Source organism: Ruegeria sp. CDSB113 (genome assembly GCF_059611045.1).
Window position 1 is genome coordinate 369,465 of sequence record NZ_JBXWOU010000002.1, and the last position, 14,377, is coordinate 383,841.

At 56.1% G+C, this 14,377-nt stretch carries 14 protein-coding genes; 5 read left to right on the forward strand and 9 right to left on the reverse strand.

From position 1 onward, the window contains the following. The first annotated feature begins 37 nt into the window (after positions 1-37). The 5 genes from AC2FIS_RS06255 (at position 38) to AC2FIS_RS06275 (ending at position 6,444) form a co-directional block, all read left to right on the forward strand. Positions 38-1,477, forward strand: a complete 1,440-nt coding sequence (locus AC2FIS_RS06255; RefSeq protein WP_496772400.1) for an alanine/glycine:cation symporter family protein — start codon at positions 38-40, stop codon at positions 1,475-1,477. After that, the gene (locus tag AC2FIS_RS06260) at positions 1,455-2,414 is read left to right on the forward strand and encodes a glutaminase (protein WP_496772401.1); all 960 of its coding nucleotides are present in this window, start codon (positions 1,455-1,457) and stop codon (positions 2,412-2,414) included. The genes AC2FIS_RS06255 and AC2FIS_RS06260 overlap by 23 nt, the downstream gene beginning before the upstream one ends. Positions 2,415-2,668: 254 nt before the next feature. After that, positions 2,669-4,336, forward strand: a complete 1,668-nt coding sequence (locus tag AC2FIS_RS06265) for a sulfatase-like hydrolase/transferase (RefSeq protein ID WP_496772402.1) — start codon at positions 2,669-2,671, stop codon at positions 4,334-4,336. A gap of 62 nt (positions 4,337-4,398) precedes the next feature. Beyond that, positions 4,399-5,643, forward strand: a complete 1,245-nt coding sequence (locus tag AC2FIS_RS06270) for a DUF3179 domain-containing (seleno)protein (RefSeq protein ID WP_496772403.1) — start codon at positions 4,399-4,401, stop codon at positions 5,641-5,643. A gap of 48 nt (positions 5,644-5,691) precedes the next feature. Further along, a complete protein-coding gene (locus tag AC2FIS_RS06275) occupies positions 5,692-6,444 on the forward strand; it encodes an outer membrane protein (protein ID WP_496772404.1) in 753 nt (250 codons plus the stop codon). Between the two features lie 20 nt (positions 6,445-6,464). Here AC2FIS_RS06275 and AC2FIS_RS06280 read toward each other — a convergent pair whose 3' ends face one another. The 9 genes from AC2FIS_RS06280 to hisD form a co-directional block, all read right to left on the reverse strand. After that, on the reverse strand, positions 6,465-7,190 hold the full coding sequence (locus tag AC2FIS_RS06280; protein ID WP_496772405.1) for an MbnP family protein: 726 nt from the start codon (positions 7,188-7,190) through the stop codon (positions 6,465-6,467). Continuing rightward, a complete protein-coding gene (locus tag AC2FIS_RS06285) occupies positions 7,190-8,311 on the reverse strand; it encodes a cytochrome-c peroxidase (RefSeq protein ID WP_496772407.1) in 1,122 nt (373 codons plus the stop codon). Before AC2FIS_RS06285 ends, AC2FIS_RS06280 begins: the two co-directional genes overlap by 1 nt. Before the next feature lie 15 nt (positions 8,312-8,326). Beyond that, positions 8,327-9,625: a hypothetical protein gene (locus AC2FIS_RS06290; protein ID WP_496772408.1), complete on the reverse strand. Its 1,299-nt coding sequence runs from the start codon at positions 9,623-9,625 to the stop codon at positions 8,327-8,329. A gap of 161 nt (positions 9,626-9,786) precedes the next feature. Then, positions 9,787-10,344 (reverse strand): sulfopyruvate decarboxylase subunit beta, encoded by a 558-nt coding sequence (gene comE, locus AC2FIS_RS06295; RefSeq protein WP_496772409.1) that lies wholly within the window; start codon positions 10,342-10,344, stop codon positions 9,787-9,789. Next, on the reverse strand, positions 10,341-10,847 hold the full coding sequence (gene comD, locus AC2FIS_RS06300; protein ID WP_058275426.1) for a sulfopyruvate decarboxylase subunit alpha: 507 nt from the start codon (positions 10,845-10,847) through the stop codon (positions 10,341-10,343). The genes comE and comD overlap by 4 nt, the downstream gene beginning before the upstream one ends. A gap of 47 nt (positions 10,848-10,894) precedes the next feature. Continuing rightward, entirely contained in the window at positions 10,895-11,305 is a 411-nt protein-coding gene (locus tag AC2FIS_RS06305) for a universal stress protein (RefSeq protein WP_108860897.1), read from the reverse strand. A 23-nt stretch (positions 11,306-11,328) separates the two neighbouring features. Next, complete coding sequence (locus AC2FIS_RS06310; protein ID WP_496772410.1) at positions 11,329-12,309, reverse strand: zinc-dependent alcohol dehydrogenase; 981 nt, start codon at positions 12,307-12,309, stop codon at positions 11,329-11,331. Continuing rightward, the gene (locus tag AC2FIS_RS06315; RefSeq protein ID WP_496772411.1) at positions 12,306-13,067 is read right to left on the reverse strand and encodes an SDR family NAD(P)-dependent oxidoreductase; all 762 of its coding nucleotides are present in this window, start codon (positions 13,065-13,067) and stop codon (positions 12,306-12,308) included. The genes AC2FIS_RS06310 and AC2FIS_RS06315 overlap by 4 nt, the downstream gene beginning before the upstream one ends. Then, positions 13,060-14,367 (reverse strand): histidinol dehydrogenase, encoded by a 1,308-nt coding sequence (gene hisD, locus AC2FIS_RS06320; RefSeq protein WP_496772413.1) that lies wholly within the window; start codon positions 14,365-14,367, stop codon positions 13,060-13,062. Before hisD ends, AC2FIS_RS06315 begins: the two co-directional genes overlap by 8 nt. Positions 14,368-14,377: the final 10 nt, after the last annotated feature.

A 14,377-nucleotide genomic window follows, 5' to 3' on the forward strand; every position in this document is an offset into this window, starting at 1 on the left:
GCTTTTTCGAACGGTCTGATTTGTCAGGAGGCGGACGATGGAAGCAATTGTTAACGGCATTAACTCTATTCTTTGGAACTACGTCCTGATCTACGGGTTGCTCGGCGTCGGCGTATTTTTCACCATTCGTCTGGGCGCGCTGCAGTTTCTACATTTCGGCGAGATGATCCGAGTTCTGACCTCGTCCAAATCCACTGACAAACGCGGAATTACGCCGTTTCAGGCACTGACCGTTAGTCTGGCGTCACGCGTTGGCACCGGGAACCTGGCCGGTGTCGCTGTGGCTTTGACCCTGGGTGGCCCCGGCGCAATCTTCTGGATGTGGATCGTGGCCCTGGTCGGGATGGCCACGGCCTATTCCGAAAGCACTCTGGCGCAGCTTTACAAGGTCACGTCTTCAAACGGGCGGTACCGCGGCGGTCCTGCTTTCTACATGGCCAATGCGCTGAACGCGCCCTGGGCCGGTGTGATATTTTCGATCTGCCTGATCGTCAGTTTCGGCCTTGTTTTTGTCGCCGTCCAATCCAACTCAATCGCCGAGGCGTTCGAAGGCGCGTTCGGGTTGAACAAATTGATTGCTGGTCTGGCGCTGGCGGCGGCTGCTGCTGTGGTCATCTTTGGCGGCATCCGAACCATTGCGCGATTTGCCGAAATCGTCGTGCCGCTCATGGCCGGGCTTTACCTGTTGCTGGCCTGTGTCGTCGTTGTTCTGAACCTGCCACAGGTGCCTGCAATGCTGTGGTCTATCGTTGCAGGGGCCTTTGGCCTTCAGGAAGCCGCAGGCGGCGTCACGGGTGGCGTGATGGCAGCAGCTCTCAATGGAATAAAGCGCGGGTTGTTTTCAAACGAAGCCGGTATGGGTTCGGCCCCCAATATCGCAGCTGTTGCCACGCCGGCTCCGCATCATCCTTCGAGCCAGGGTTTGGTTCAGGCGTTTGGATGTTTCGTGGATACGATACTGGTCGCCACCGCGACCGCATTGCTGATCCTGCTGTCTGGCGCCATCGAACCGGACGGGGCCACCGGAATGCGTCTAACTCAGGATGCTGCAGCGGTCCATCTGGGTGAAATCGGCCGCCATTTTATCGCAATCGCAATCGTGTTTTTTGGCTTTACGTCGATATTGGGCAATTACTCATACGCAGAAAACGCCATGACGTTTCTGAAGCTGGAAGGCAAAGTGCCTATCTACATCTTGCGCCTGGGTTGTCTTGCCATGGTCGTCTGGGGCGCGGTGCAAGCGGTCAGCACAGTGTTCAATTTTGCAGATGCAGCCATGGGCGTAATGGCAACCATCAACCTGGTCGCCATCGTGCTGCTGTCGGGCACGGTGTACAAACTGACCGTGGACTATTTCACACAGCGCAGACAGAATCTTGAGCCCCGCTTTGTGGCAAGCAAATTCCCTGAATTTGACAAAGGCGTGGATCACTCAGTCTGGACGGAGGAGGCATATGCCGAGCCCCAGCGTGATTGAAACCGGTGAGTTGCAGGTCATTTTGGATGACATCGCCGATCGCGTTGCCGGCATGTCGGAACGCGGGAAGGTCGCCCAATATATTCCCGAACTTGCCAGCGTTGACCTGAACCAGTTCGGCATCGCTGTCGCACCCATTGACGGCGCGCCTGTTTCGGCCGGAAATGCGGACACGCTGTTTTCCATTCAAAGCATTTCCAAGATTTTTTCGCTGACAGAGGCCCTGCAACATGTGGGCGCGACCCTTTGGCAACGTGTGGGGCGCGAACCTTCGGGCGATCCGTTTAATTCAATCGTCCAGCTCGAACATGAACGTGGAATTCCCAGAAACCCGTTTATTAACCCCGGCGCCATCGTCGTGGCCGACGTTCTGCTAGAAGACCGAAGCTCTGATGAGGCGGTCAACGATGTACTGAACCTTTGCCGGACGCTCGCAGAGGATGCGTCCATTCAAGTGGATAAAGCCGTTGCAGACTCCGAGATGCGGACAGGGTCCAGAAACAGGGCACTTGCGCATTTCATGAAAGCCGAGGGAAACCTAAAAGCGCCAGTCGAAGATGTTCTGTCGCTGTATTTCCGCCAATGCAGCATCGCCATGTCGTGCCGTCAATTGGCGGTTGCGGGCCGATATCTGGCCGCCGCGGGGCAGAACCCGGCAGATGCTTCAACCGTTCTGTCCGCGCAACGCGCCCGCAGAGTGACTGCGCTGATGATGATGTGCGGATCTTATGACGCCTCGGGCGAGTTTGCATTCCGCGTTGGACTTCCTGCCAAAAGCGGTGTCGGCGGTGGCATCCTGTGTATCGTACCAGGCATCGCAGCGGTCACAGCATGGAGCCCGGGACTGGACGCAAAAGGCAACTCTCATTTGGCTAGCATTGCATTTCAGGAACTGGTCCGCGCAACCGGATGGTCGGTGTTCGGGCCAAGTGTTTGACGAACAGAAACACGCCGTTCACTCACGCCGCTGCGCTCGTACATTTCGGGTCGTTTGCGCAACATTCCGGGGTTCCTCCCGTCAACCGCAAAGACACGTGGCATACGGCCGGCGTGTGACGGACTTTCCCATGAAATCGAGACGCAGCCTCCACCCGGCTTTTGCAGCGTAGCGTTTCAACAGCAAATATAATAATGTTTCAATATGACAAACAGCCTGCGCTGTAGAGTCGACATTCTGAAGGGGAGATTGGAATGAAATTGCAGTGTGTTTTTGTGTTGTCGATGGGCTTTGCCGCCTTATCAGCTGAAGCGCAGGAAAATCCAATTCAACACGATGCGGAATTCTATATCCTTCAAGCACAGCTTGGATCGCAATGGGCCCAGGATGACGCGGCCGTTAACGAAGCGTTGGCTGCGTTTCGCGAAAGTAACGGTGGAAACCCTCCAAATATCGTCAGTGTACTGATCGATGACTTGGGCTTTGGGGATATGGGCATCCCAGAGCTGAATGCAGTACGCGGGTATGAAACACCGAACATTAATGACTTCTCGGATCAGGCCATGCGGATGGTTCGGATGTACACCGAACCTTCGTGCACACCAACGCGCGTGGCACAAATGACCGGACGCCTGCCTGTCCGTATGGGTATGGGGAACACACAAGTTGATATTGCCGGAGAAGGCCTGCCGGGTGGCGAAATTACACTCGCTGAAGTGCTTAAGCAGGCCGGCTACTCCACGAGTCATGTTGGCAAATGGCATATGGGTGACATTTCAGAAAGCTGGGCAATGAATCAGGGGTTTGACTATGCCCAGCATGCGATTCATCAGCAGGGGCAGTTAACCATATTCCACGATGACGCGATTAAGGAGCAGGTTTCCGTAGCCATCAACGATTATGACGACAAGTATACTGTCGACAAGTGGTTCCGCCCCGACGCCTCGGCCATGATGACCGTGATTGAAGGCGAGGCCGGGGGTCCCATCCGCGAAATTAGGATGAAACCCGGCGAACGTTGGAACGCGGCCAAGTATGACGAGATGAACCAAGCCTTCCAAGACAAGACCATGGAAGAACTAGAGCGCTTGGCTGGTGGCGAGGATCAGTTCTTCCTGCAATACTGGCCGATGATCCCACTGGACAACACACGGACCGGCCGGACCGGACCAAAAAGCGCAAATGGCGGCCTTTATGTCGACAAAATGCAGCTACTTGACCAATGGCTTGGAGATCTCTTTGCCAAGATTGACGAGCTTGGATTGGCTGAGAACACCATCGTTATTGTAATGGGCGACAACGGCCATTTTACCAAATATTCACCGCAATCTGGGTTCACACCGATGATCTTCCGTGGCGGCAAGGCCGACACCACTGAAGGTGGCGTGCGAGTTGACGCCTTTATCCGATGGCCCGGCATGATCGAAGCGGACGGGCTGCTCAACAGTATCATCCACGTCTCGGACCTTTATACCACCTTGTCGCGCTTTGCCGGTGCTGATGAGTTCATACCGCGCGACCGCCTGATTGACGGAGTGGATCAATCCGCTGCGCTACTTTTCGACGATGAATCCAAATCGCGTCGCGATCACGTGATCATCTATTCGGACAAAAAACCCGAGGCGATCGTCAAGGATCAGCTCAAACTCATTTTGCCGCCTCCGGGCAAGAACCCGATCGCGGCCAAGTTCTTTGACCTCTACCGAGATACTCGTGAAGAATTTTCAGTCTCGACCGAGGTTGGCGCATGGGGCGGCCAGGAGTTTGTGCGCATCTTGGGTCGTCACATGGCACGAAAGGAAAAATTCCCGGATGTGCCTCCAGCTTATGGCGCGCCCTATGAGGGGATCGAAAACACCCGCCCCGAAACCCAGCTAGCCGTAGATGCGTTTCTCATAAAACGCGCGGCACCACAGCAATAATCCCTGACCGCCCGCAGTTTTCCCGCAGGCGGCCTATTGGAAACCGAAAATAGGATAACCATATGGCAGGAAACATCATTTTCGCTCTGGGTTTAGTCGTTTCACTGGGTATCGGGTTCGTCTATTTCCGCGATCTTGGCGACATTTCGCAAATGGTGCTCAAGGTTAAACGCAAAAACATGATCCGGTTTATCCGGCACGAGTACCGCCTGATTGCTGTAGGTTTGGGCGGATTTGCCGTCGCTACGCTTGCGCATTTCATTCTGGGCGGCGGCCCGTTCTGGCTGTGGCTGGTCGCGACGCTATTGGTTCTTGTTCTGTATGGATTTCCCTATGTGTGGGTCCATCTGGGGCTGAGGAACCAACTCAACAATGCGGCCTTCTTTCCTATTGCCGAGGCGCAAAAATTCATCGGCCCAACCGCGCCGGTCATCGTTATTGAAAACAATGGTCACGCCCGCGCGCATCCCGATGCGCAAATCATGCGACCCCATTTGGCCGGCAATGCTGACGGGCTGGGTGGCGAAGATATCGTCATGACCTTTTGCGCGATGGCCAACCTTGGGCAGGGCTATGCCCCCCGTATCGAAGGCAACCGGCTGGATCTTGAAGTGCTGGCCCAACATGGCAACAACCTGATCCTGCGGGACAACGAAACCGGGGAACCCATCCAGCAGATCTATGGGTTTCGCGAGACGGATCGCGATACTGGCGCGGATGGGCCCGCCTGCCCTGTGCGCCCCGAAGCAAAGATGCAGCCCTGGCCCACGTATCGGATGACGTTCCGCGGATTTCAAAAAGCGTTTCCCGATGGCGAGGTGTATCTGAACACGCCCTCGCCCAACCCATTCTTGCGGCTGCTGGACATGGTGACCGAGATAACCTTTGGCTGGGGGATCGCGCGCCAGCATCAGGAAGATGCACCCGTCATGGACAATATGGACAGTTCGGACGACCGGCTTCCGAATAAGTCTTATGTCTGGGGGATCACGATCGGCAACGACGCTGCCTGCTGGACCGATGATTTCGTGGTCGAGAATGACTGGATCGTAAACGCAAATGTCGGTGGGCGAGACGTGGTTGTCAGCCTGGACCCAAAGTACGAGAGCCTTGGTGTTTGGTACAATGACAAAGGCCAGCCCATCACCCGCTGCGATTTCTGGGGAATGTCGGATCAAGGAAAACTGCAACGTGTCGAGACCTTGCGTGCCGGTGTTTTCTGGCATGTCTGGTCCGAGTTCTTTCCGGAAACCGATATCAATCGTGTCGGACCGCGCGTTCAACAGTCCGATGAAGCCGCTGAATGAATGAGCAATCAGATCAGATTGCCAAATTGGAACAAACGGAGGATCAAAATGGTCTTTAAGAGGGCAATAACAACCGCTGCGTGGGCCGTGGCGACCTGGATTCCAATGACAACTGCCGCTGTGGCGCAGCAGTCCGATTGGTCCTATGAGGCAACAATTTACCTGTTCATGCCTGAAACGGAGGTTACGCAGGAAACAGCCCGCGGCACCGTTGATGGAACGCTGAGTTTCTCTGACGCGCTAAAAAATCTCGATCTAGCCTTCATGGGCGTCTTTGGTGCATCAAACGGGCGCTGGTCACTATTGGCCGACTACAACTACGTAGACGTCTCTTTCAGTAACGATACGCCTGGCGCGATAAGTTCTGGTCTTGAAACCTCGCTCACAACTCAGTTTTTCAGCGGCTATGTAGGCTACCGGGCTTATACTACAGATACGTCCTACGTGGACTTGGTCGGCGGTTTCCGCTGGTTTCGCACACAGACGGATTTCACCGTCCTTCCCGGAGCAGCCCCGGGCCGGTCTGTCAGTGTCGATGAAAGCTGGACAGACCCGGTCATCGGCGTCCGAGCCCGGGTCGCGTTCAACGACAGGTGGTCCGGCACTGGCTTTTTTGACTACGGCGGCTTCAGCAGCGACAGCGAAACATGGCAGGTCTTGCTGACTGCGGATTATGAAATCAACGACAGATGGGTGATCCGCGGCGGTTATCGCTATATCTCTTTCGATCACGAGATTGATGGCAACGATTTCACGTTTGACCAGTCCGGCCCGTTGATCGGCGCGACCTATCGGTTCTAAGGGGCTTGCACGATCCGAATTCACCGAAACATCGGGGTCATCATGGTTGCGTAATTGTCGGCCAGCATGGCGGAGTCTTCGCGGTTGAACTTGACCGATGAGAGCTTTTGCAGGTCAATTTGCGAAGGCCCGTCAAGAAGCTTCGCAACATCTACGTTCACGTGCAGGTCAACATTGCCATCAGAACCGAAATCCGGTGGCAACTGAATATCGACCTCGCGCGCGTTTTCCGAAAACCCAACGTGGTAGACCAGCGGAGCGACCTTTTCCCCGATCCGCAACGTTCCTTCCATCACGACGAATTTATAGCCGACCTCCCAGTTCCAGGCCATTTGGCTGTTCGGGTCCAGGTCCCCGCGCGCTTGGATCGAGCCATTGGCTTCTGGGTCTACGCCGATCATGAAACGGACCTGCTCAATGCTGCTCAGGGGAATGTCGTTCAGTCTGAGCGAATGGGTTGTTTCCGGGTTGTCGAACCGGAGCAGATGATAGCTGTCAGGCTCAGCAAAAAGTACACCATCTTGCGAGAGGGTCAGGTTGCTGAGGTAGAGCCGAAAGTCACGAACCCTGAACGTGCCGGGCCCGCCGGGGTTTTCGTACAAGAACTCATCAAATACCAACGGATCGTCACCCATCTTCGCGTGAAAGGTCAAAGTGATCGACGTGGTGCGCTGCGGACCAAGAGCAAAGAACAGCGCTCCGCCAACGACCAACAGCATCGCAAGCCCCGTCATCCAAATACGCATCAGCCGTCTCCTTCGAACGGATTGGAAAATTGGGGGTTTGTCAGAAAACCCTCATCCGTCAGCGTGTGCAGGAACGCGATGATGGACTGCACTTCGTCGGGCGTCATACGCAGGCCCACAGTGCCCTGCCCGGCCTCTGGTGCATTGTCGGCCTCAAGGATCAAAGGGCTGAGCGTATCGCTGACGACAATCCCGTCATTGTAGTGATCCATGACCTCTTCCAATGTCTCGAACCGACCATCATGCATGTAGGGCGCGGTTACTGCGATGTTGCGCAGTGTCGGCACTTTGAAGAAGCCCTTGTGCGCCGGATTGCCCGTTACAGCCATCAGGCCATCCGGCAGGTCGTCATCGGAATCCAGACCGTTGTTTGAAAACCCATCCAATGCGTCCCGAAACCCCGAAGTCAAAAACTGGCTGTGGCAGTCGATGCAGTTCCCACCACGCAGCGAAACCTTGGTGTCCGGATGCGCCATGAATAGTTTGCGGCCATGTTCTTCCTGCGCGGTCAAACGCACTTCGCCACGCAGAAACCTGTCGTATTTTGAATCCGACGAAATCAGCATTCGCATGAAGGTCGACAACGCCCGGGCCACGTTTTCGGCGCTGACTTCCCCGTATGCCTTGCGGAACATCCGTCGATAGTCGCGGGATGCCTGCAGTTCCGTGATCAGAGCATCCAAGTCCTGGTTCATCTCGTCCGGGTGTTGAATCGGCATCAAAGCCTGCGCTTCCAACGACGTTGCGCGACCGTCCCAGAAGAACCGCTCTTGGCCCCAAAGAAGGTTGATCAAACTCATGGAGCTGAACTCCAGCTCTCCGCCAGACAATGCGGGCGACTTTGCCAGACCATCAGTGAAGGCAAGAGCCTGCATATGGCATGTCGCGCAGGACACCTGATTGTTGCCGGACAGGATCGGGTCGTAGAACAGGTGGCGCCCAAGGGCAAAGGCCTCTTCCGTCAGCGGATTGTCCGGCGGCACAGCAAAGCGTCCGAAAACAAAAGGCGCCGAGAAGCCAGCAATCGGCGTCGCCGTCGGCCCGCGTGCGCGGTCCCAGAAAACCCACGCCGTCGCCGCGATCACCACGGCGACGGCCGCTGTCAAAAACACCCGAAGCATAACGCCCCCAGAGCATTAATGGTGGTGCACAAAACCCGAACCAAACAGCCCTTCAACGTTGTCCACGCCTTTGTTGTAGCGCTCCTTGAAATTGACCTCGGCGATACGTTCGCCCGTCTCAAGATCATGGATCGTGATCGTGTGTGCGTTCAGGTCGGCAATAAAATCCACGTCCGTTGGGTCGTCATCAGCCGCGTTGCCCAGATTGAGCAGGTTATTTTGAACGGCGATCAGGTCTCGGCCCGAAACGGACGTGAAAAAGATCATGTGATGTGCACCCGGATCGGCAACGATATCCGGCCCGCTGGACACAAGCTCGGGTAGTGCAGCCAGTTCATAGCGCTTCACGACACCCGGTAATCCATGAGAGATGAACAGCTCATCTTCAGTGCCATAGAACTCCAGCGGAACGGCGGTTTCATTGGCCACGCCACTATATATGACTTCGGCTTCACCAAAGGTTTTGGAACCGGCGTCATAGGGGATTTTCCAGGTCTCGAATCCGAACATCGTATTGGCCAGAATGGCCGGTTCAATGTCAGCATGCATGTCAGGTCGTGCGAACAGCACCTCGACCGGTGAAGACGGAAAATCCAACGGCTTTTCGTTTTCCACCACGATGTTTTGGATGGGTTCAAGCGTGTTGAGGTCTATGATCGTCAACACATTTCCCACCCCAGTCGTCATATCGGGATGTATCGTCGAGGTGACCACCATGCGGTCGTCGAACGCAGATATCCCGTGTGGGTACATGATATATGGCTTACCCTCGCCGACTTGGCTTTTGCGTGCTTCGATAATTTTGACCACCTCGTTGGTCTGTGTGTCGAAAACACCGACCGAACCGCCATCATCGCCCCCAGTGCCACCCATGAAGGTCACGAACATATACTCCTGCCCGTTCGACGTGGCCCACATGATGTCCTCGCCAACGATCTGCCCTTGGGTATCCAGGCAGGTAAAGCCCTCAATCACCGGCGTTCCGCTGGAATCGCGGGACAGTCCAATTTCAGCCAGACTACAGGACGGGTCCAACCCGGTCGAATAGAGACGCCCGTTCGGGCTGTAGTAGAGGTGATGCAATGGATGCTGAATATCGGGCTGCTCAACTTCACTCAGTAGCTCTCCGAATTGGTCAGATTCCGGATCCAACTCAACAATCGCGATGCTGTGATTTGTATCCAACGTCGGCAAACCGCGCAGCAGAACCATGCCCTGACTTTCCTCGCGGGTCTGAGACTGCACCGGTGTTAAGCCAACCATCAACAGCCCAGCACTGATAAGCACGCTTTGCGCAAGCATTTTGATTTTCATAATTCCCCCCTTGCGATGAAACTTCTAAAAGTGATTTTGAAATTCACCTTACGTAGCGTCATATCACATTCAGGAAACTGCATCAAATTGGGGTGCAATCGACCAAAGAAACGCCGCCCCGAACGGGACGGCGTAAGCTGAATACCTGCAGGTCGACTTCTTTAGGACGCTTGGACGGCCTTCATAAAGCGGTCGCGGATCACAACTGGGTCCATCGTGATTACTGGCATCTTGGCATTGCCGCTTTCGCACTTGCTGACGATGATTGTCATTTGGCCGCTGTCGAGCGCTGCCTGCAATGCGGCACCAGTGTCCTCGGCCTCGCACTCGACCACCTTCTCGCAACCACAGGCCTGCGCCACAGCCGCCAGCGATGTCTTTTTGCCCGCGTAAGTCGGCTGATCCCCGGTCGACCCATAAGATCCGTTATCGACAATCAGCAAGATGTAATTGTCAGCCACGTTGTTGGCGATGGTCGGCAAGGTGCCGAGATTGGTCAGGATGGATCCGTCACCGTCGATTGTGATGACCGGCTTTGGCTGAGACAAGGCAAGACCCAGGCCGATGCTTGAGGCCAACCCCATAGTGCCCAGCATGTAGAAATTGGTGGGCTGGTCGTCGATGGCGTGCAGCTCTTGACTGGGGATGCCGATGTTGCAGACAACCAATTGATCCCGCAGGATCGGCGCGATTTCTTTCAGGATTTCAGAACGGATCATTGGTCGCCATAGCCTCCCCAGAAATTGGCGTCGGTCAGAATGGCGACCGGCTTGTTGCACATGAAGGTGTATTTCAGGATCGCATCCAGCTCCTCGACATCTGCCTGATGATGGAAGTGGTAGGTCGGGATGTTCATCTGTGCCAGAAGCGCCTTGGTATGCACCGCCATCTCGACCTGGCAGGCGACGGGTTCGCGCAGCTCTCCACGATATGAGATCAGCATGGGCAATGGCATGCGGTAGTACTGGATCAACGTTGCCAACGTGTTGATGGTTACGCCGATGGCAGTGTTCTGCATGATTATCGCGGGCCGTTTGCCGCCCATCCAGGCACCGGCGCAAAGGCCCATGCCCTCATCCTCTTTGTTCGACGGAATGTGAAAGATGTCTTCACGCGCGTCGATTTCGTCGATGACGCCGGCCAATTGCTTGCACGGAACCGTGGTGACAAATGAGATGTCGTTGGCCACCAGATCGTCGGTGATCTTTTTGTCTATGTTCATGTCCGATATGTAAGTCCTGTATGGGCGCTATAGGCGCGATTGACGGGTTAAAGCCTGCGGTGCACATGCACGGCGCAAGGCGCATGACGGACGACACGCGAGGCGGTCGATCCCAGAAAATAGTCGCTGACGCCCGGTTCGTGCGAACCGATGACGATGCAGTCAAATTTGTTTTGTGTCGCAAAGTCGATCACCGTGCGAGCCGTGTGACCTTTGACAATCTCGGCCTGAACACCTTCAAGCCCCGAAACTTTTTCCCGCAACAAGGTGCGTGCCGCGCGAAAGCCTTCGGCGACGACATCCTTGTCGAGATAGGCACTGACAGAGCCCTGAGGCATCTCGTAGACATGCAGGGCCACAATCTCGGCCCCTTCTGCCGACAAGGCTTTGGCGATTTCCAAAGTGTGCGGCGAAATCCCATGATCCAGCGCCATTGGGACGAGAATTTTTTTATACATGAATACCTCCGTTTCTGCCTGGACTAGACCCAGGGTGCGAGGATGATCTTAGGTGCGGCCACAGCACCTTTCCGCAAATCGCGAAAGGCGTCGGCAGCTTCAGACAAGGCCCGTTCCTGTATCCAGTTCAACGGGCCCAAACGGCCATCGAAAATCGCCTGCGCGGTTTTTCTGAAATCCTCGGCAGTATAAGTATAGGTGCCGATAAACGTGATCTCCTGCAAGGTCATACGACGTATATCCAAACCGCCAGCATCCTCACCCAACCCAACATGCACGATAACGCCGCCCGGCTGAACGTGATGGGATGCGGCAGCACGGGTTGCCGAATACCCCACCGCGTCAACAACCAGTGAGAACGTATCATCCGTGGCTTCAACCACATTGAAAGAGCCCAAACTCTGTAAATAGGCGCGCCGCATATCATTCGGTTCGATGATGACAATATCGTCAATGCCGACCGCTGCCAGTGCCAAAGCTGCCGCCACACCAATCGCGCCGCCGCCAATCACCAACGCATCACGCGCCATTCCCTGATGCAGCGCCTCTAACCCCAAACGAACCGCGTGCCAGCTCACCGCCAATGGCTCAGCCAAAGCGGCCTGCTGAAATGATACGTGGTCTGGAACCTCAACCAGATTTGCATCCGGCATAGCGACATATTGGGCAAAGGCCCCTTCACGCGGTGGCATCGAGATGATCTGCCGGCTGGGACACAGGTTTTCCCGGCCTGCCTCACACGCTGGGCAGACACCGCAGTTGACCAAAGGATTGATCGTTACGCGCGTACCGTCGCGTGGACCTCCAACAATCGTCCCTGCGGCCTCGTGACCCAGAATAAGCGGTGCAGGTCGGCGCGCGTCGTGACCCAAATAGGCGTGCATATCCGAGCCGCAAATCCCGACGGCCTCGACCCGGATCAATTGCTCACCTATGTCGGGCGCAGCATCTGGCACGTCCTCATAGACCAAATGCTCAACACCCTGATAAACAAGCGCTTTCATTTCGCTGTAAACCCTCCGTCGACCATCAAAACTTGCCCTGTGACGTAGTCGGACGCCCGTGAGCACAGGAACAGGATCGGCCCATCGATATCCTTCATCTGCCCGTTCCGGTTCATGCAGGTTTGCGCCGCGTTACGGGTTGCCCGGTCGGGATCACCGAACACGGCCTGCGTTAGCTCGGTCGGGAAAAACCCCGGCCCGATGGCGTTTGCAGTGATGCCGTCAGCGGACCAAGCCTCGGCCATGGCCCGCGTCAGTTGCCCTACCCCAGCCTTGCTGGCTCCGTATGCAATACCGCCCGGGAAAGCACGCGTGGTCTGGAGCGAGGCGAAATTCACAATCCGCCCCCACCCCCGAGATTTCATCGCAGGAACCAATGCCTGGCTTAGGAAGAACGGGGCGCTCAGGTTCAGTTCAAGCGTCTTGTCCCAGCCTTCGGCGGTCACGTCATCTGCCACTTCGCGCGTGTTGATGCCCGCCGCATGTACAATGATGTCCGGCGCGCCAAAACTGGCTGCGACTTCCTCGGCGAGCGATGCCACGCGCGACCGATCGGCCACGTCGGCAACAATTGTGTCCACGTTGTCGCCCCCTTCAGCTTGCAATTCTGCCAATGCTTCCGGTCGGCGGGCTACACCGACGACGCACGCACCCGCTGAGGCCAACACAAGCGCTGCACGACGCCCAAGGCCCGAGCTTGCGCCGGTCACGCAAGCGACACGCCCGGTCAGATCGAACAACGCGCGCGGATCATTCATCGGCGGTCAGGTTGAACTGTTCGTCAGGGAAGTATTTGGCAAGGCGCACGTCTGCAGCCCGCGCATGCCCTTCCATGCCTTCCAGCCGGGAAATACGAGCGGTCGCCTCGGCAATGGATTTCGAGCCTTCGCGTGTAGCGCGCTGCCATGTGACGATCTTCATGTACTTGTGAACGCTCAAGCCGCCGGTATAGCTGGCCGCGCCGGATGTCGGCAGAACGTGGTTCGTGCCAGTCGCCTTGTCACCGTAGGACACTGTTGTTTCTTCACCCAGAAACAGCGATCCATAGCAGGTCAACCGACCCAGCCACCAATCCAGGTCCTCGGCCTGAACGGTCAGGTGTTCGGGCGCATAGTCGTCCGAACAGGCCGCCATTTCTTCACGATCTGAACAGACGATAACTTCGGCATAATCGCGCCACGCAGCAAAGGCGTTTTCCCGGTTGAGTTCAGGCAGATCCTCGATCAGTGCTGGCACCAACTCCATGACTTTTTGCGCTAGGTCCCGGTCATCCGTCACCAACCAAACCGGAGAATTGTACCCGTGTTCCGCCTGGCTCACCAAATCGGTGGCAACTACATGCGCATCTGCGGAACCGTCCGCAAGGATCAGGCTGTCCGTCGGCCCGGCAATCATGTCGATGCCAACTTTGCCATAGAGAATACGTTTAGCCTCGGCCACAAACTGATTGCCTGGGCCCACAAGAATATTTGCGCTCGGCAGGCCGAACAAACCATAGGTCATGGCGGCCACGCCCTGAACGCCGCCCATGGCCAGAATGCTGTCTGCACCGCAGATATGCGCTGCATACACAATCGCAGGCGCAACGCCTTCGCCTGGACGAGGAGGCGAGCAGGCCGTGATGTGGCGGCACCCGGCAACCTTGGCCGTAGTGACCGTCATGATCGCGCTGGCAATATGGCTATAGCGCCCGCCGGGCACATAGCAGCCAGCCGCATCCACAGGGATGGCCTTTTGGCCGGCGATAAAGCCCGGGACAATTTCCATCTCAACGTCAGACACTGTGGATTTCTGCGTTTCAGCAAACCGGCGAACGTTGTCGTGAGCAAACCGAATATCCGCCTTGAGCCTTTCGGGAACAAGCGCGCAGGCGGCCTCGATCTCATCGGCGGTCATCAACACGTTGCCGTCAAACTTGTCGAACTTGACTGCGTATTCCAGCGCTTTGGCATCCCCGCCAGCCTCAATGTCGGCAAGGATTGTCTTCACTTTATCATGCACTTCCGTGGCATGAGATTGAGCCGTCAGGGTCGCCTTTTTCAGATAGTCGCGAGGCATATTCAGTAGG